The organism is Paenibacillus riograndensis SBR5, from assembly GCF_000981585.1.
In the GTDB taxonomy this organism is placed as follows: Bacteria; Bacillota; Bacilli; order Paenibacillales; family Paenibacillaceae; genus Paenibacillus_AQ; species Paenibacillus_AQ riograndensis.
This window is the reverse complement of sequence record NZ_LN831776.1, coordinates 7,568,545-7,586,029: the sequence shown is the minus strand read 5'-3', so window position 1 is coordinate 7,586,029 and position 17,485 is coordinate 7,568,545. Positions and strand designations below refer to the sequence as shown.

15 protein-coding genes are annotated in these 17,485 nt (G+C 54.4%); 9 read left to right on the top strand and 6 right to left on the bottom strand.

Features of this window, described 5'->3' with window-relative positions; genetic code table 11:
- The first annotated feature begins 7 nt into the window (after positions 1 to 7).
- On the top strand, positions 8 to 565 hold the full coding sequence (hxlB, locus tag PRIO_RS32005; RefSeq protein ID WP_046506068.1) for a 6-phospho-3-hexuloisomerase: 558 nt from the start codon (positions 8 to 10) through the stop codon (positions 563 to 565).
- A 90-nt stretch (positions 566 to 655) separates the two neighbouring features.
- Here hxlB and PRIO_RS32000 read toward each other — a convergent pair whose 3' ends face one another.
- Positions 656 to 976 (bottom strand): cupin domain-containing protein, encoded by a 321-nt coding sequence (locus tag PRIO_RS32000; RefSeq protein WP_020425932.1) that lies wholly within the window; start codon positions 974 to 976, stop codon positions 656 to 658.
- A 283-nt stretch (positions 977 to 1,259) separates the two neighbouring features.
- Here PRIO_RS32000 and PRIO_RS31995 point away from each other — a divergent pair, with 283 nt between their 5' ends.
- From PRIO_RS31995 to PRIO_RS31985, 3 genes are all read left to right on the top strand, one after another.
- The gene (locus PRIO_RS31995) at positions 1,260 to 1,634 is read left to right on the top strand and encodes a winged helix-turn-helix transcriptional regulator (RefSeq protein ID WP_020425931.1); all 375 of its coding nucleotides are present in this window, start codon (positions 1,260 to 1,262) and stop codon (positions 1,632 to 1,634) included.
- Between the two features lie 64 nt (positions 1,635 to 1,698).
- Positions 1,699 to 2,835 (top strand): NADH-dependent flavin oxidoreductase, encoded by a 1,137-nt coding sequence (locus PRIO_RS31990; RefSeq protein ID WP_020425930.1) that lies wholly within the window; start codon positions 1,699 to 1,701, stop codon positions 2,833 to 2,835.
- Between the two features lie 152 nt (positions 2,836 to 2,987).
- Positions 2,988 to 3,419: a winged helix-turn-helix transcriptional regulator gene (locus PRIO_RS31985; RefSeq protein ID WP_020425929.1), complete on the top strand. Its 432-nt coding sequence runs from the start codon at positions 2,988 to 2,990 to the stop codon at positions 3,417 to 3,419.
- Positions 3,420 to 3,487: 68 nt separating this feature from the next.
- Here PRIO_RS31985 and pepT read toward each other — a convergent pair whose 3' ends face one another.
- The 5 genes from pepT to PRIO_RS31965 form a co-directional block, all read right to left on the bottom strand.
- The gene (pepT, locus tag PRIO_RS31980) at positions 3,488 to 4,720 is read right to left on the bottom strand and encodes a peptidase T (RefSeq protein WP_020425928.1); all 1,233 of its coding nucleotides are present in this window, start codon (positions 4,718 to 4,720) and stop codon (positions 3,488 to 3,490) included.
- 97 nt (positions 4,721 to 4,817) lie between these two features.
- On the bottom strand, positions 4,818 to 5,483 hold the full coding sequence (locus PRIO_RS31975; protein ID WP_020425927.1) for a sortase: 666 nt from the start codon (positions 5,481 to 5,483) through the stop codon (positions 4,818 to 4,820).
- A 31-nt stretch (positions 5,484 to 5,514) separates the two neighbouring features.
- Complete coding sequence (locus tag PRIO_RS31970) at positions 5,515 to 6,552, bottom strand: hypothetical protein (RefSeq protein WP_039785285.1); 1,038 nt, start codon at positions 6,550 to 6,552, stop codon at positions 5,515 to 5,517.
- A gap of 886 nt (positions 6,553 to 7,438) precedes the next feature.
- Positions 7,439 to 7,570, bottom strand: a complete 132-nt coding sequence (locus PRIO_RS37265) for a hypothetical protein (protein ID WP_269451280.1) — start codon at positions 7,568 to 7,570, stop codon at positions 7,439 to 7,441.
- Between the two features lie 17 nt (positions 7,571 to 7,587).
- Entirely contained in the window at positions 7,588 to 8,601 is a 1,014-nt protein-coding gene (locus tag PRIO_RS31965) for an LLM class flavin-dependent oxidoreductase (RefSeq protein ID WP_020425926.1), read from the bottom strand.
- A 380-nt stretch (positions 8,602 to 8,981) separates the two neighbouring features.
- Here PRIO_RS31965 and PRIO_RS31960 point away from each other — a divergent pair, with 380 nt between their 5' ends.
- The 5 genes from PRIO_RS31960 to pgmB all read left to right on the top strand — a co-directional run bounded on the left by PRIO_RS31960 (position 8,982) and on the right by pgmB (position 17,320).
- A complete protein-coding gene (locus tag PRIO_RS31960; RefSeq protein WP_020425925.1) occupies positions 8,982 to 9,986 on the top strand; it encodes a LacI family DNA-binding transcriptional regulator in 1,005 nt (334 codons plus the stop codon).
- 285 nt (positions 9,987 to 10,271) lie between these two features.
- Complete coding sequence (locus PRIO_RS31955) at positions 10,272 to 11,711, top strand: ABC transporter substrate-binding protein (RefSeq protein WP_407944476.1); 1,440 nt, start codon at positions 10,272 to 10,274, stop codon at positions 11,709 to 11,711.
- Positions 11,712 to 11,995: 284 nt separating this feature from the next.
- A complete protein-coding gene (locus PRIO_RS31950; protein ID WP_039785290.1) occupies positions 11,996 to 13,099 on the top strand; it encodes a carbohydrate ABC transporter permease in 1,104 nt (367 codons plus the stop codon).
- Positions 13,100 to 14,191, top strand: a complete 1,092-nt coding sequence (locus PRIO_RS31945) for a carbohydrate ABC transporter permease (RefSeq protein ID WP_020425922.1) — start codon at positions 13,100 to 13,102, stop codon at positions 14,189 to 14,191.
- 120 nt (positions 14,192 to 14,311) lie between these two features.
- Positions 14,312 to 17,320, top strand: a complete 3,009-nt coding sequence (gene pgmB / locus PRIO_RS31940; protein WP_020425921.1) for a beta-phosphoglucomutase — start codon at positions 14,312 to 14,314, stop codon at positions 17,318 to 17,320.
- Positions 17,321 to 17,485: the final 165 nt, after the last annotated feature.

Sequence of the window (17,485 nt, the reverse complement as noted above, 5' to 3'; positions counted from 1 at the left end):
GCCGCTTATGAATACATTCAGCTATGCGCAGGAAATTGTGAATGAGCTGCAGCGGTCGGTTGCGCAGCTCGGAGCAGCGGAGGCTGAGCAGATGGCGGAGCTGCTGCTGCGCTCCGGCCGGGTTTTTGTCGCCGGCGCCGGCCGCTCCGGGCTCATGGGCCGGGCCTTCGCCATGCGGCTGATGCATGCCGGAAAGGATGCCTACGTAGTCGGCGAAACGGTAACGCCGGGGATTGGACCGGGCGATGTGCTGGTGCTGGGCACCGGGTCCGGCGAGACGGCTAGCCTGCTGTCCATGGCAGTGAAGGCCCGGGCTGTGGGGGCCGCCGTTGTGGCGGTGACCCTCTCCCCGGAGTCGTCCATCGGACTGCTGGCTGATCATGTCGTCAAGCTGCCGGGTGCGCCCAAGGAGCAGGCGGATGGAGGCCGGATTACCATCCAGCCAATGGCCTCGCTGTTTGAGCAGACTCTGCTGCTCTTCTATGATGCCGTGATTCTGCGGATGATGGAAGAGACCGGCCAGACCTCCACGCGGATGTTCGGCAACCATGCGAATCTGGAATAACCAAGCACCGCCTGCCCGGGAGACCGGACAGGCGGTGCTTGGTTGTGCAGCGGTTGGCGGGATTCGTCATAAATCCTGAGATCAGCGGTTCTAGCGCTTAAGCAAATCTTCACGGATAGGCGTGAAGGCATCGAGCAGTGCTGAGTCTGCTTCCAGTGCGGTTACGCCATGTTTGGCGTTTGGCGGTATGGCAATACTCTGGCCTGCGCTTACCTTATGCTTCTTGCCGTCAATGCGGAATTCGAAACTTCCGCGCAGACAGTAGCTCATCTGCTCATGGGGATGGCTGTGCTCATACCCCTCGGCTCCCTCTTCGAAATGAACCTCCATCATCATCAGACTGCCTGCCGCATTCAGGATACAGCGTTTGACTCCCGGTTCTGCGGGTTCCCATACTCCCAATTTGCCCATGTTCTAATCTGCCTCCATCTATATAGTGTGTTGTAATACCCGGGACTTGATCAGCCGTTCGGACCTCCTTGTAAAGTTGTCATGTTTTGCCGGGATACCTTTCATTTAATAGTATAACCTTGCTTCCACGAAGGGTGGGATAGATAAACCAAGGGAAGAAAGGGGACAAATCAACTGAAAAGCTGAAATTCTCCCCCAACGGTGAGTTCTTCGGCTCCGCCTGCCATGTGCGTTTCGCCGGTGTTCTGTAGTATGATTAAGGAGGGAAGGGGGCCGATTCAGATTGGCAACGGAGATTAAGGACCGCATTAACCTGAAGGAAATCAACTGTGAGAAGGAACTTACGCTTGCTGTCATCGGCGGGAAGTGGAAGCTGATTATTCTGTGGCATCTGGGCTTGGAAGGGACGAAACGCTTCAGTGAGCTGAAAAAGCTGATTCCCCATATCACCCAAAAAATGCTGACCAACCAGCTCCGCGAACTGGAGGAAGACCAGCTTGTATTCAGGCAAGTGTATGCGGAGGTTCCCCCGAGAGTAGAATACTCATTGACGGAATATGGCCAAAGTCTGCTGCCAGTGCTGCGCATGATGTATGACTGGGGCAAAAACTATGGCGAGAATGTAATCTGGAAGGACATCCCTCCCGGTGACCGGTAGCACCCTGCTGAATACTAAACAGCCCTTTCAATAAAACATCAAATAATGGAGGTATCTATTAGCCATGTCTACAACAGATTACAGTCCACTGCTGGAGCCTTTCCAGTTCGCAAGCAGTATTTCCTTGAAAAACCGTGTAGTTATGGCGCCTATGACCAACCTCTCCTCGAATGAGGATGGGACGGTATCCGGGCCGGAAATTGATTATTATGTCCGCCGCTCCAAGGGTGCAGGGATGGTCATCACCGCCTGTGTATACGTATCGCGCGGAGGCAAAGGCTTCGCAGGCGAATTTGGTGCTGACCGGGATGAGCTGATCCCGAGTCTGCGCCGACTGGCGGAAGCCATTAAGGGAGAAGGCGCGAAGGCGGTTCTGCAGATTTTCCACGGCGGACGCCAATGCCCGCCGGAGCAGCTGCTGGACGGACAACCCGTCGGCGCAAGCAATGTGCCGTCAGAGCTTCCGGGCGGCGGCCATGGGCCTGTGCCGCGTGCGCTGGCCGACGATGAAATTGAAGGCATCATCGCCGATTTCGGTGCAGCTGCGCGCCGGGCCATTGAAGCCGGATTCGACGGCGTGGAGATTCACGGTGCGAACGGATATCTGCTGCAGCAGTTTTTCTCGCCGCATTCCAATACGCGCAGCGACCGCTGGGGCGGAGATCTTCAGAAACGCCTGGCTTTTCCGCTGGCTGTTCTGCGCGCGGTAAAAAGCGCGGTGAAGAAACATGCATCGTCGCCGTTCCTTGTCGGCTACCGCTTCTCCCCCGAAGAACCGGAAACACCGGGGATTACAATGTCTGAGACCTTCGCGCTTATCGATGCGCTGAAGGAAGAGGGACTGGACTATCTGCACGTCTCGCAGATGGATCTGTGGTCGCGGCCGCACCGTGGGACCGGGGACAGCCGTCCGCGGATTGAGCAGATTGTTGACCGTGCAGGCAGCGGACTGCCGGTAATCGGTGTCGGTTCTCTGTACAGTGCTGATGATGCACTGAAGAGCCTGTCCAGCGGAATCAGTCTGGTGGCGCTGGGCCGTCCGCTGCTGATTGAACCGGATTGGGTGCAGAAGGTGGCGGAAGGCCGTGCCGATGAAATAGATACAGAACTGGACCCTGCTGCCCAAGATGCTCTCGTCATCCCCGATCCGCTCTGGAGAGCGCTGATTCATACGCCGGGCTGGCTTCCGGTGAAGTCTTAACCCGGACACTGGCCTGAAATACTTGTCTGTTCATAACCTCCCGCTGCCGCCTATTCCGGCAGTGAGAGGTTATTTGCTTAGTTTCCAAGGGATATGTGATACAATCGTGTTAATAGCGATATACATAATTTGGGCGAAGGAGACCACAGCTTATGAACGTACAGCGGAGCCGCGGAGCAGCCAACTCAAAGGACAGCCAGGAATCACTCCAGAGCACACTTGATCTGATCGGCGGCAAGTGGAAGGGGGTTCTGCTCTATCATCTAATCAGCGGCACGAAGCGGTTCAATGAAATCCGCAGGCTGTGCCCGGAGATCACCCAACGGATGCTGACGCTTCAGCTCAGAGATCTGGAACGGAGCGGCCTGGTTCACCGCAAGGTGTATCCGCAGGCTCCCCGGAAGGTGGAGTACTCGTTGACAGAGTGGGGCAGAGGTCTGGAAGCAGCCATTCTGAGCATCAAAAGCTGGGGCGAGGCCTACCGCGAGGAATTCGGCAAGGCGCATCCCCAGCTTCCCGGGTACCAGGCTCCTTCTCCAGCCGCAGACCCGGCGTGTAAAACGGACACAAATATCCCCGGCTAGGGCTTCTGCTCCTAGCCGGGGATATTTGTTGTCTTCTGCGGGCCTGTGCAACACGGAATCCGCAGCAGCTAGGCCTTCTGTTCAGTCAGCTTGGCAATCTCGACAATAACCTGAACGGCCTTCAGCATGACATCTACCGAGGCATACTCGAATTTGCCGTGGAAGTTCTCGCCACCAGTGAAAATGTTCGGCGTAGGCAGCCCCATATACGACAGCTGCGAACCGTCTGTACCGCCGCGGATCGGGCGGATCACCGGTGTAATGCCGAGGTTTTCCATGGCCTCCTGGGCGATGTCGACGATGTGGCGCACCGGCTCGATTTTTTCACGCATATTATAGTATTGATCCTTCATTTCCAGCACGATATTCTCCGCCCCATAGGTAGACTGGAATTCCTCTACAATAGCAGCGATATACGCCTTGCGGTTCTCGAAGGCCTCGCGGTCAAAATCGCGGATGATATACTGCAGCTTGCTCTGCTCCGCTGTACCCTGCATGGAGATCAGATGGTAAAAGCCCTCATAGCCCTCAGTGAATTCCGGGGCTTCACCGGACGGCAGTCTGAGATGGAACGCCATGGCGATTTTGGCGGAATGGATCATTTTGCCCTTGGCGGTTCCGGGATGCACATTTACCCCTTTGAAGCTGATCTTGACTCCGGCAGCGTTGAAGCTTTCGTACTCCAGTTCCCCCAGCGGTCCGCCGTCCACGGTGTAGGCATGGGAAGCACCGAAGCGCGCAACATCGAATTTATGGGGTCCGCGCCCAATTTCCTCATCGGGGGTAAAAGCCACCCGGATTTTGCCGTGTTTGATTTCCGGATGCTCCAGCAGATGGGCCATGGCGGTCATAATCTCAGCGATTCCCGCTTTGTTGTCCGCGCCCAGGAGGGTTGTCCCGTCCGTAGTAATCAGCGTGTGGCCTTTATATCCGGCCAGCTCGGGGAAGCTCTCCGTGGAGAGTACAATGTCCAGCTCTTTGTTGAGGACAATATCCTTGCCGTCATAGTTCTCGACAAGCTGCGGCTTCACCCCCGCACCGGTGAAATCTGTCGCGGTATCCAGATGTGCGAGAAAGCCAATGACAGGAACCTCCTTGTCCGTATTGGCAGGCAAGGTGGCCATGACATACGCATGCTCGTCTACGGTGACCTCCACCAGCCCCAGCTCTTGCAGCTCAGCAGCCAGCTTGCGGGCCAGCTCCATCTGTCCGGGTGTGGAAGGGCAGGCTTCATTGTCATCATTCGACTGGGTGTCCATTTGGGCATATGAAATAAACCGCTCTATCAGCTTTTCCTTCATTAAACAGGTCATCTCCTCTGTGTCATCATATGTCTATAGTATCACTTTCTATTCAATGTCTCATCCCTTGGCGGGAGAACCGGGAAAGTCAGCGGTTCTAGGGCTGCAGGGATAGAGAAACAGGCTCTTTGCGGAGCAGAACAGCTGAGAGCAGATACCGGTCCGGTGCGGAGCCGACATAGGTAAACGGATAGCAGGTAATCAGCGTGAGTACTGCCTCATCGCTCTGCTTGATAACCCCTCTGGCGTCCCCGTCTACAATCGTGCTGCCTGTAACGCTATAGGTGAACCTGCCTTCGGCAGTCTCCACCTCGATCAGATCATTTTTCTGCAAAGCACCGAGTCCCCGGAACACCGTGTCACGGTGGCCGGCCAGCACACTGTTGCCGGCTGCGCCGATTGGGGCACTGCCCGGATCATGTCCGGCTCCCTTTTTCAGCTGCAGGCGTTCTGTGCCCTCCACAATGGCAATCCGCTTATCCAGCCTGGGCAGATAAATTTCCCCAATAATGTCGCCTATGGTGTAGGCGGGCTTGGACGGAGGGGTTCCCTCCAATGGAGTGGCCATTCCGTCAGGCAGTGGTGCTTCTTCCTCTGTATGGTATAAATTGGGAGCTTCCTCCCTCTTTTTCTCCCATTCCTGCAGAGCTTGGCGCGCTTCAACCGGTGCTTTGAGGATCTGGAAGGCAGAATAGAGCAGGACACACAAAGAGAGTACGAAGACCAGCTTCACGGCGATGACCAGCCCGGAACGCTTCTTCATACTCTCTCCTCCAACCTGTGATGGAATAGGTCTACTTCTTCGAGTTTAGTCTGCGCAGGATAATTACACTCACAACCGCTACGGCCAAACTGAGCAGAACCAGGTTATACCACGGCTCCGCTGTGTCCGGCAGCTTATCGCCGCCATCCGGTCCTCCAAGCGGAAGCTCATTGTCATTCAGCGGTGTTTCATAGTCTGGCGACGGGGCAGCTTCAGTGCCGGCTCCGGTGCTGCCGGGACCCGGTGAAGCTGAAGGTGCATTGCCCCGGCTGCTGTTGTGGCCTCCGAGCGGAACCGGCGGATCGGTTACAGCAGCCTCATCCGGGCCCGGTGATGCGGCTGCTGAAGGCGAAGCGGACGGTGTGGCGATTGTACCCGGCACCGAGCTGCCCGCTGGTGAGGCCGTTGGACCACTCGGCGGATTCGGTGCATCGCTCGGGTCAGCCGACGGGTTCGGCGTAACGGAAGCCGAAGGCGTGGCACTCGGCTCAGCTGATGGATTCGGCGTAACGGAAGCCGAAGGTGTGGCGCTCGGCTCAGCCGACGGATTCGGTGTAACGGAAGCCGAAGGTGTGGCACTAGGCTCAGCCGATGGGCCGGGCTCACCGGAAGCGGAGAACACAAAGGCTACACTGGCCGTTGTCGCCTGATATTCATTGCCCGCCTCATACGGAAAAGTTACATCCATCTGAATGGCTTCCTGGCCTCCCCCGGCCAGTCTTCCCACAGCCACTCGCCCCTCTGCCTCGCTCATCACTCCGGAATAGAGGATGACTCCCTCTTTTTGCAGGGTCATTTGCAGAATATTGTACAATTCGCGGTCTCCGGACATGAATTTGAAATCTACATAGTAGTTGAACGGTTCCTTGCCCTCATTAATCACTGTATAGTCGGAAGTGGTCACATCTCCCGGCTGCATGTTGGCCATCTTAGCCATACTGGTTGTATGCGAATTCACCGTAAGCTTTATCGTATCCTCTGCACTTACTCCCCCGGCATGCCAGACTACCCCGGCCAGAACAATCAGAATATACAAGCCTAGTATTGCCTTGTGGTATTTTTTCTTCACTTGCCCGCTCCTTTCTCATGGGAAATCAATTCTGATACCGGGGAAATCCGGCACCATCTCTGCTTTATTCAGTGATTTGCTCAAACCTTGTCGAAAAGAGTGGTTTTTTGAAGGACTACTAAATATAAAATAGAACGGTTAATAATGAGTTAAGTGAGGAAGGATTATGTATGTTCGTTATAACGAATAACCTCAGTATAATCAAATTTCAAGATAAACAAAAACGCTGAAAATCAACTTTAGGGACTATATGGGGTCAAATAGATAACTTAATGTGTATTTATTTATAGATAGCTCCGCATAATTGATTATTTCTCGATATTATAAAAGAAGAACGTATTTTATAAAGAACAAACATGCATTCTTCCGGCGCCGGTTTCACTTCACCTGGAGTATTGCCGTCAACTTTTCAACGATATAGATTGAACTTAAATAATTGACAAAGAGAGCAGTCTCTATTAGCGGGAAAAAGGTTCACTAAACGAACTCACTTGGCTGATGGAGCAACCTATGTTGGAAAAAGTACCACTAATCGGACCCATTCAGCGTATGGAGTATCTTATGTTGGAAAAAGTACCCCTAATTCGGCCAAAAGCAGCCGTGTGGGGCGAATTGGCATGAATTAGGTGGACAAAATCCAACTAAAACCTTCGGAAGCCCTGATTTCAGCAAATTAGTTTTACTTTTTCCACTTATCTTCAGTCTTTGATGAGCTTCATTGCGGCATCGGGGGAATATTCTGGATTCTTTGAGCTGCCGTGGAGGTGTATGGCTAAAAAAGCATACCCGGTGATGATTTTATCCTGTTTTTATGCGGGTTAAAGCGTGGTAGGAGATAGGAGGTTGAATGTACAGGCGGAGCTGTTTTGTTCCACAAAGTGTTTCATTAAAGTATTTCTTTAAGTGCTTCATTAACTAAACCGTTTGTCTGCACATTGGGTAATGACGCCAAAAAAGAGATTGCGCAGTCAGGCCTAAAAGCTTCCCTGACCGGCGCAATCCCTTTCTCTTGTTCCATTTCTAACTTTGCATAGATTAGCTTCCCTTGACCAAGTCGGCAACAAGCTCATAGGAATGCAGGCGTGCAGAATGGTCGTAAATCTGCGAGGCGACTATGAATTCGTCAGCCTGTGTTTCTTCCACGATCTGCAGCAGCCTTTCCTTAATGGCCGCTTGATCTCCGGCGATGGAGTACAGCTGCTTGCTGAGCAGCATGGCTTTTTCCTGAGGGGACCACAGTCCCTCCATGCTGTCTACCGGCGGCTGCAGCTTGCCGGTCCGGCCGCGGATAATATTCAGAAACTGCTGCTGCTGCGAGGTGGCCAGCCAGCGGGCCTGCTCAGTTGTTTCGGCAGCCGTAATGCCAAGTCCCACCATGACATGCGGCTTATCGAGCACTGCCGACGGCTTGAAGCTGGTGCGGTACAGGTGCAGGGCAGGCAGCAGATAATCGGGTGCGAAATGGCTGGCAAAAGCGAAGGGCAAACCCAACTGCCCCGCCAATTGGGCGCTGAAGCCGCTGGAGCCGAGCAGCCAGATGGGCACATTCAGCCCTTCACCGGGTACCGCGCGCACCCCGAGCGGACGTGATCCGGCACCGTCCGGATCGAAGTAAGCTCTTAGCTCGCTGAGCTGCTCGGGGAATTCGCTGCCGTCCTGGCCCAGGCCGCGGCGCATGGCCCGGGCCGCAGCCTGGTCAGAGCCGGGAGCCCGGCCCAGCCCGAGGTCGATACGGCCGGGATAAAGAGATTCGAGCGTGCCGAATTGCTCGGCAATCATCAGCGGCGCATGGTTGGAGAGCATGATGCCTCCTGATCCAACACGGATGCTTTTGGTGCCTGCGGCCACGTGGCCAATCACTAGTGAAGTGGCTGAGCTGGCTATACCCGGCATATTATGATGCTCCGCGAGCCAGTAGCGGTGATAGCCCCAAGCTTCGGCATGGCGGGCCAGATCCAGCGTGTTATGAAAAGAGTCCGCTGCCGTTCCCCCCTCCACAATGGGGGCCAGATCCAGTACGGAAAACGGAATATCCTGCAGTTTTTTCACCAACAATCCCTCCTGAATAAATATTTCTATGAATAACCAGTATTTGCAGTGCGGAAGTAATCTACCCGGCAATTATAACATGAAATATTATTATTTACACACTTTAAGTAAGCGGATATCTTGGAGAAGGCAGTTTCCTTTAGGTATTATAGATGGAGAATGAGTGCTGCCGGTAAGGTTTTCAAAAATGGACAATGCTAACTGCCGGTTTCACTCTCCAGCGGTATCATATAACATCTGGATAGAATAAGCTGGTACAGGATGGGAGTATATTGACCGTAATTTTCCAATGTAAGCGTTTAAAAAAACTCTTGTCAAAGTTGTGAACCCTTGTTATAATCGCTGTGAAAAGCTTTTCTAAAACAAAGGAAGTCACCCAAATGAAGCCAACAATCAGAGATGTCGCCAAAATGGCAGAGGTGTCGATCAGCACCGTGTCGCGTGTAATGAATGCACCCCAGACGGTAGTAGAGAGCAAGCGCAGCCGTGTAATCGAAGCCATTGAGAAGCTGAAGTATCAGCCGAATGCTTTTGCCAGGGGGTTGATTTACAAGAAATCCAATACACTGGGACTGCTTATACCTGATATTGAGAACCTTTACTTTGCCGGAGTGATCCGGGGGATGCAGGATGCCTGCATTAAGCTGGGCTACAGTCTGATGATCTGCAATACAGACCGCGACAAGGAACGGATGCTAAGCTACATTGACACGTTTCATGAGAAGCAGGTGGATGGGATTGTATACGCCAGTGATGTTCTGTATCCGGAATGTTATGAGAAGCTGACGGGCTGCAGAATCCCCTTTGTACTGGTGTCATCCCATTCGGAAGAATTCGATGTGCCATCAGTGGAGGTTGATGATGAGAGAGCGGCATATGACGCCGTGAAGTTCCTGATTGAGCTGGGGCATACTCAGATCGGGATGATCGGGTTCAATCATGACAACTCCGTGTCCGGCCCGCCGCGTTATGAAGGATTTGTCAGAGCGCTGAATGAAGCCGGGCTTGAGCACAGTATAGAGCAGGTCAGATACGCCAATCACCGCTTTGAGCATGCCTATCAGGCAGCGCATGAGCTGTTTACAGATTATCCGCAAGTGACAGCCCTGTTCTGTGTAGCCGATGAGTTCGCAATGGGAGCCATTTCGTATCTGAAGGACCGCAATATTCTGGTACCGGGTCAGGTATCCGTCATCGGGTTCGACAATCTGCGGATGTCAGGCATGTACATTCCGAAGCTGACGACTATTGCACAGCCCATTTATCAACTGGGTTATCGGGCAGCGGAAAAACTGCATGAACTGCTGACCACCGGGAAGGTTGAAGTTCCCACGGAAAAAATGGAGCATAAGCTGATTGTAAGAGAGTCCTCACGGGAAAGATGAGCGATGCTTATTTTTCAACAATCTGAAAAGCTTTTCAAAATACTGTGCAACGACGCTGATAATGTTAGGAATATTCGCTGGAAAGCTTCATTCAAACAATTCAGCAGCATAAATAACCTCCGGCAGACATAGCCATTAGAATGTTGAAAACGCATACAAGCGATGCCGGATTCTAATTCCCACCCTTTATGAAAAGCTTTACAAGGAGGTGATCCCGCAGGCAAGCGGAGGCAATACCCGGAAAAAGACATAAGGAATGCAGTCTCTAAAACCATATTAAAGGGGATGTATGACAAAATGAAAAAGGCTACGGGACGAAAACTGTCACTCGCCATGGTGCTGTGCTTATCCTTCACCATGATGCTTAGCGGATGCGGCGGAAATAACAACACAAACAATGCGGCCAAGACCGATCCGCCAGCGGCTACAGAAGCACCGGCTGCATCTAACAGCCAGGCTTCACCGGAAGCTTCGGAAGCCGCTGCTGCGGGCTCACCGCTGGATTTGGCCATGAAAGGTGAATATAAAGGCACTAAGGTAACCATGTTCGGACCGTTTGTGGATGCCGACCAGGTGAAGTTTGAGAGCAGCATTAAGGAGTTTGAGGCAAAAACCGGCATCGATATCCAATATGAAGGCTCGAAGGAATTCGAAGCGACGATCAACATCCGCGTTGACGGCGGCAATGCGCCGGACATCGCCGACTTCCCGCAGCCGGGCCTGCTGGCCTCCATTGCCAAAACCGGCAAGGTGGTCGATCTGACCGGAGTACTGGACCAGGAGAAACTGAAAGCGAACTACAACAAAAGCTGGCTGGATATGTCCACCATGGACGGGAAAGACGGCAAGATCATGGCCGGAATCTGGAACCGCAGCAATGTGAAAAGTCTGGTCTGGTATCCAAAGAAGCAATTTGACGCTGCTGGCTATACCGTTCCTGAAACCTGGGATGACATGATGGCGTTGACCGAACAAATCGCCAAGGACGGCGACCCGGCCTGGACCATCGGAATTGAGAGCGGTGCGGCAACGGGCTGGGCGGCAACCGACTGGATAGAGAACATTATGCTGCGTACTACTACACCTGAAAACTATGATAAATGGGTAAAAGGCGAGCTGCCGTTCACCTCGCCTGAAGTGAAGAATGCCGTAGAAGTGATGTCCAAGATCTGGCTCAATAAGGATTACGTCTATGGCGGAACCAAATCGATTGTAACTACAGCCTTTGGGGATGCGCCAAAACCGATGTTCGAGAACCCGCCAAAAGCCTGGTTCAATCTGATGGGGAACTTCATTACCAGCTTCTTCCCGGAAACGGCTAAGGTGGATCAGGATTACGACTGGTTCTATCTGCCGCCGATTGATCCGCAATACGGCAAGCCGGTGCTGGTAGCGGGCGATATCTACGCCATGTTCAATGACCGCCCGGAAGTGCGTGCGGTAATGGAATTCTTCACCACAGGTGAATCGATCAAAACCTGGGTACAGTCCGGCGGCGTGATTGCCCCAATGAACGATGCTTCCCTGGATTGGTATACCTCCGAATCCGACCGCCGGATGGCGAAGCTGGTGCAGGATGCTTCCACACTGCGCTTCGACGGCTCTGACCTGATGCCGGGCAAAGTGGGTGCGGGCACGTTCTGGAAAGGCATGACCGACTATGTAAGCGGAACAGCTACACTGGATAAGGCCCTGGAGCAGATTCAGTCAGGCTGGAACAATTAAGCTTGGACTTTCTTAAGTCATAAGATTCATCTAAAAGCGGGGCAGTGAGCAGCGAGTACAGCCTGTCCCGCTTTTTGCCTGTCAAAGGCGCGCTGGCTGCCCGAATGGACGGTTTGCAAGGCTTACGAAGGGTTTTGCTGCGCAAAACCTAAGCGTATGCGTACGAAAAAAAGGTTTTGCGTACAAAACTTAAGCCCATGCTTCCGACGCCAGCTTTGTACGAAGCGGTTCGGAGGATGCTTAAGCTCACAAAGCTTTTAGGAGGAGCCAATATGGTTGCACAAATGAAGCCGAAATCCAGTGACCCCGGTGCACAAGTGAAACAGTCCATCAGTATCAAGGCGGTGCTCCTGTCCCTTGGGGTTCTGCTTGCCAATATCGTGATCAATGGCCTGATTTTCATGTTTTTCCGGGATTCTACGCTGAACCCGCTGCTGACTGCGGTTCTTGCCGTATTGTGGGGCGTCCTTGGCGTGTATCTGATTTATTATACGCTGACCTGGGCGGTGGAGCAGTATCCTGACCATATCCGCAGGAAGGTGCTTCCGTATATTTTTATCGGGCCGGCGGTAATCATTCTGGGCTGGCTGCTGGTGCTGCCGGCGCTGCGGACGCTGTACCTGAGCTTTTTTAATGCTTCCTCGGAGAAGTTCGTCGGACTCAGCAACTATGCCGCGATCTTCAGCGATCACCTTATGGCGACCGCACTGCGCAACAATCTGCTATGGGTATTCATCGGAACGCTGGCCTGTGTCAGCTTCGGGCTGCTTATCGCCATTCTGGCCGACCGCAGCAGCTACGAAAAAATCGCCAAGTCGATCATCTTCATGCCCATGGCCATCTCTTTTGTAGCCGCAGGGGTAATTTGGAAGTTTGTCTATTATTATCAGCCGGGCGACGAGCAAATCGGACTGCTGAATGCGATCGTGACCTATTTTGGCGGCGAACCGCAGGCTTGGACGAGTATGCTGCAGCCCTGGAATAACTTTTTTCTCATTGTGATTCTGATCTGGATGCAGACAGGGTTTGCAATGGTGATCTTCTCCGCAGCGATCAAAGGGGTTCCCGACGATATTCTGGAGGCCGCGCGTGTGGATGGTGCAGGTGAGGTGAAAATTTTCTTCGGCATTATGATTCCGTTCATTTCTGCAACGATTCTGACGGTTACAACCACTATTATTGTCTTTACATTGAAAATATTTGACGTTGTCATGGTAATGACAGGAGGTCAATACGATACAGAAGTGGTAGCGACACAGTTTTACCGGCAGTTCTTTATGTACCGCAATTTCGGGTACGGTTCAACGCTGGCTATTGTGCTCCTGATCGCCGTCTTGCCTGTAATTCTTATTAATCTGCGGCAGTTCCGCAAGCAGGGGGGATTCTAAATGGCCGGCAAAAAGAAAAGAAAAGGCAGCAAAACCATCGTCAATCTCGTGCTGGGCGTCATTTGCTTCATTTGGCTGCTCCCGACGCTGGGCCTCTTTATTTCCTCGTTCCGTCCCGCAGCGGATATTCTGCAGACCGGCTGGTGGAAGGTATTCCCCCATCAGGAGTGGACGCAGGGCGAGACGCTGCAGCTGTCCAAGGATACCGATCTGCGCCAGCCGATTGAGGTGAACGGCCAGACCTACACGGACGACCAGCTGAAGGCGGGCGTGAAGGTGGACGACAGCCGTCTGATGTGGGAGAACCGCAGAGCGCGCACGATTAATGTCCAGGAGCAAGGCTGGAAGACAATTCCTGATTTCACTATGGATAATTACAATAATGTGTTGTCCGGCAAAGAGTACAAACTCACGGAAGCTGACGGCAGTGAAACGGTGCAAAAGGGTACGGGGCTGTCCCAGGCCTTCTGGAATACGCTGACGATTGCGGTCCCGGCTACGGTCATTCCGGTGCTGATCGCCTCTTTTGCTGCTTATGCCTTCGCCTGGCTGCGGTTCCCGGGCCGCAAAACCCTGTTCGTTATCATTATCGCTATGCTCGTGATCCCGATTCAAGTCGCATTGATTCCTGTGCTTAAGGACTATACTTCGCTTGGACTGAACGGAAGCTATCTGGGGATCTGGCTGGCGCATACCGCCTTCGGTCTGCCGCTGGTCACCTACTTCATGTACAACTTTATCAGCCAGCTGCCCAAGGATTTGTTCGAATCAGCTTTTATTGACGGAGCCAGCCATTTTACGATCTTCAGCAGGCTGATTCTGCCGCTGTCTGTACCCGCCCTGGCCTCCATCGGGATCTTCCAGTTCCTCTGGGTGTGGAATGATTATCTGGTATCGCTGATTTTTATCGGCAACCAGCCTTCGGTGCAGGTCATGTCGATGAAGATCGCCGACCTGGTCGGTTCACGCGGCAACGACTGGCATTTGCTGACCTCCGCGGCTTTTATTTCGATGCTGATGCCGCTGGCGATTTTTTTCCTGCTGCAAAAGTACTTCGTCAGAGGGCTTATGGGCGGTTCAGTGAAGGGTTGACGGTTGGCCGGACTGGTGCGCAGGCAATGCCGGTTCCGGCGGCAAATCTATAAAGCGGAGGTCTGGACCGCTAAAGCGGGCCGGTCCGGAAGAAGTCCGCGATGAGAAGGAGACTTAGCGATGAAGATGAAGCCCTATGAGCATCCGGCGGCGCTGTATCCCTACCGGGAATGGAGTCTTGACGAAGACTACTATCAGGATGAATATAACCAGAGGAGCGAGAGCGTGTTCGCGCTGGGCAATGGATATATCGGCATGCGCGGCAATTTCGAGGAAGGCTATCACGGCCTTGCGGGAACTGCGGTTGCCGGGAATTATCTGAATGGCTTCTTTGATTCGGAGCCGATTGTATATCCCGAAGGGGCGTACGGGTATCCTGGCCGCAATCAGGCGATGCTGAATGTGACCGATGCCCGGATCATTAAGCTGAGTGTTGAAGGCCATGCCTTCCATCTGAACAGTGGTACGGTACACCGCTACGCGCGCAGGCTGGATATGAAAAGCGGTATTCTCCACCGTGAGGTGGAGTGGGAATCGCCTGCGGGCCACCGGGTGCTCCTGCAGATCCGGCGGATGGTTGCTCTGCAGCATAAGCATCTTGCCGCCATTGAATACCGGGTAACGGCGCTGAATTTTGACGGGACGTTGAAGCTGGATTCCGCCATGGACGGGGAGATCGCCCGGCCAGAGGCCAGCGATGATCCCCGGTTGGGGGCGGGCCGTACGGAGCCCAGCCTGCTGCTGGAGGAGACTGGGGATGAGGGGGCCGGCGGCTTTTTATGGATGAAGCAGCGGACGCGGCATACAGGGTTCGCGCTGGTGACAGCGATGGGTCATGAGCTGCAGGCGGAGTCCGGGCGTGAGATAAGCCGCGAACGGACAGGGGAACGGGTTTCGGTGTGTTATGCCGCTGCCGTCCGCAGCGGGGAGAGCGTCACTTTGAGCAAATATATTACGTACCATACCTCCAAGGATTATGACGAAGCGGAGCTTCTTAGCCGGAGCGCCTCTGTGCTGGACATGGCGGGGAAATGCGGTTTTGCCGGGCTGGCCGCTGAACAGCAGGCCTACCTGGATACTTTCTGGAGTCATACGGATGTCGAGATTACCGGTGACCCGGCGCTGCAGCAGGGAATCCGCTTCAATGCTTTCCAGCTGCTGCAGTCCGCCGGCCGTGACGGGGTAACGAATATCGGCGCCAAAGGCCTGACCGGTGAAGGGTATGAGGGCCATTATTTCTGGGATACCGAAATGTATATGCTGCCGTTCTTTACCTACACCCAGCCTGCAGTCAGCCGGGCGCTGCTGGAGTTCCGCTATGCCACGCTCGGCAAAGCGCGGGAGCGGGCGGCGGTCATGTCGCAGAAGGGGGCGCTGTACCCCTGGCGCACGATCGACGGTGCGGAGAACTCGGCCTATTTTCCGGCAGGCACGGCCCAGGCGCATATCAATGCCGATATTGCCTATGGCATCAAGCAGTATGTACAGGCGACCGGGGACGTGGAGTTTCTCGCCGCCAAGGGTGCGGAAATGCTGTTCGAAACGTCGCGCTTCTGGGCAGACCTTGGCCATTACAATCCGGCACGCGGCGGAGCCTTCTGTATTGACGCCGTAACCGGGCCCGATGAATATACGGCCATTGTGAACAATAACGCCTATACGAACCTTATGGTGCGGGATCAGCTTCTGTATGCCTATGAGACGGAGGACTGGCTCCGCCGCGAATATCCCGGTGATTATGCACGGCTGCAGCATGAGATGGGGCTAAGTGCGGAGGAGGCAGACGGCTGGCTGGAAGCTGCGGAGAAGATGTTTATTCCTTTTGACAAGGCTTTGGGCATTTACGCGCAGGATGATACGTTCCTGAGCAAGCAGAAATGGGATTTCGGGCGGACCCCGGCAGATAAATATCCGCTGCTGCTGCACTATCACCCGCTGGTCATCTACCGCCACCAAGTGCTGAAGCAGGCCGATCTGGTCATGGCCTTGTTCCTGCTCGGCGATCAATTCAGCCTGGCCGATAAAATCCGTAATTATCAGTATTATGAGCCGCTGACGACTCACGATTCTTCCCTGTCGCCGTGCATTCACAGTATTGTCTCCGCCGAAATCGGTGATTTGGCCGGAGCCTATGCCTACTTCGACCGGACGGTACGGATGGATCTGGATGATATCAACCGCAATGCCAAAGACGGGCTGCACATGGCCGCGATGGCAGGCTCCTGGATGTCGATTGTGAACGGCTTCGGCGGCATGCGCCAATATAACGGACAACTGTGCTTTAGCCCGGCGCTGCCGGAGCAGTGGGAGAGCTACCGCTTCAAAATTACGTACAGCGGACAGCTGCTGGACATTTATGTCGGCCGGGAGGCAGCTGTATATACGCTGCTTGAAGGGGAGGGGCTAGAGATCCGGCACAAGGAGCAGACGCTGCGCCTGTCTCCGCAGGAGCCGATACGGGTTCCGCTGACGAAGCGGCTGGAAGCGGTGATCTTCGATCTGGACGGCGTGATCACCGACACGGCCGAATATCACTATCTGGCCTGGCAGGCGCTGGCCGATGAGCTGGGCGTGCCTTTCAGCCGGGAGAAGAATGAACGGCTGAAGGGCGTCAGCCGCCTGGAGTCGCTGGACATCGTGCTGGAGGACAGCGGCCTGAGCCTCCCGGAAGCCGCGAAGCTGCGGCTGGCGGAGCAGAAGAACGATCATTACAGGGAAATGATCGGACGCATCACCCCGGCGGACCTGCTGCCGGGGGTCCCGGAGCTGCTGGATTCCCTGCGGGAGCGGGGAATCCTGGTGGGGCTGGCCTCGGCGAGCCTGAACGCTCCGGTCATTCTGGAGCGTCTCGGCGCAGCCCATTGGTTCCAGGCGATCGCCGATCCGGCTGGTCTCCGGAAGGGCAAGCCCGATCCGGAGATTTTCCTGCAGGCGGCGGGGCTGCTTGGGGTCACGCCGGGCAACTGCATCGGCGTGGAGGACGCGGCGGCGGGCATCGCCGCGATCAAGGCCGCGGGCATGAAGGCCGTAGGCATCGGAAGCCCGGCGCAGCTGGGCGATGCCGATCTGCTGCTGCCCCGGGCCGCGGAGCTAAGTGTGGAGAAGCTGCTGGAGCTGATCCGGCAATAAGACAACACCCCGGTCCTCCTGCATTGCGGGAGCGCCGGGGTGCTTGCATTTAGAACCACGGCATGGAGCTGCCGCTGAGATCTACAGTGCGGAAGTACGGCCGAACCCTGACCGGGCCTGGATATTCACTGCGGCCATCCGCTGCAGTAAGACTATATAATTTGA

What these genes read in the sequence shown, in the direction of transcription:
- hxlB (WP_046506068.1), top strand. Translation starts at nt 8, where the DNA reads ATGAATACATTCAGCTATGCGCAGGAAATTGTGAATGAGCTGCAGCGG.
- PRIO_RS32000 (WP_020425932.1), bottom strand. Translation starts at nt 976, where the DNA reads ATGGGCAAATTGGGAGTATGGGAACCCGCAGAACCGGGAGTCAAACGC.
- PRIO_RS31990 (WP_020425930.1), top strand. Translation starts at nt 1,699, where the DNA reads ATGTCTACAACAGATTACAGTCCACTGCTGGAGCCTTTCCAGTTCGCA.
- PRIO_RS31985 (WP_020425929.1), top strand. Translation starts at nt 2,988, where the DNA reads ATGAACGTACAGCGGAGCCGCGGAGCAGCCAACTCAAAGGACAGCCAG.
- pepT (WP_020425928.1), bottom strand. Translation starts at nt 4,720, where the DNA reads ATGAAGGAAAAGCTGATAGAGCGGTTTATTTCATATGCCCAAATGGAC.
- PRIO_RS31975 (WP_020425927.1), bottom strand. Translation starts at nt 5,483, where the DNA reads ATGAAGAAGCGTTCCGGGCTGGTCATCGCCGTGAAGCTGGTCTTCGTA.
- PRIO_RS37265 (WP_269451280.1), bottom strand. Translation starts at nt 7,570, where the DNA reads ATGGAACAAGAGAAAGGGATTGCGCCGGTCAGGGAAGCTTTTAGGCCT.
- PRIO_RS31960 (WP_020425925.1), top strand. Translation starts at nt 8,982, where the DNA reads ATGAAGCCAACAATCAGAGATGTCGCCAAAATGGCAGAGGTGTCGATC.
- PRIO_RS31955 (WP_407944476.1), top strand. Translation starts at nt 10,272, where the DNA reads ATGTATGACAAAATGAAAAAGGCTACGGGACGAAAACTGTCACTCGCC.
- PRIO_RS31950 (WP_039785290.1), top strand. Translation starts at nt 11,996, where the DNA reads ATGAAGCCGAAATCCAGTGACCCCGGTGCACAAGTGAAACAGTCCATC.
- PRIO_RS31945 (WP_020425922.1), top strand. Translation starts at nt 13,100, where the DNA reads ATGGCCGGCAAAAAGAAAAGAAAAGGCAGCAAAACCATCGTCAATCTC.
- pgmB (WP_020425921.1), top strand. Translation starts at nt 14,312, where the DNA reads ATGAAGATGAAGCCCTATGAGCATCCGGCGGCGCTGTATCCCTACCGG.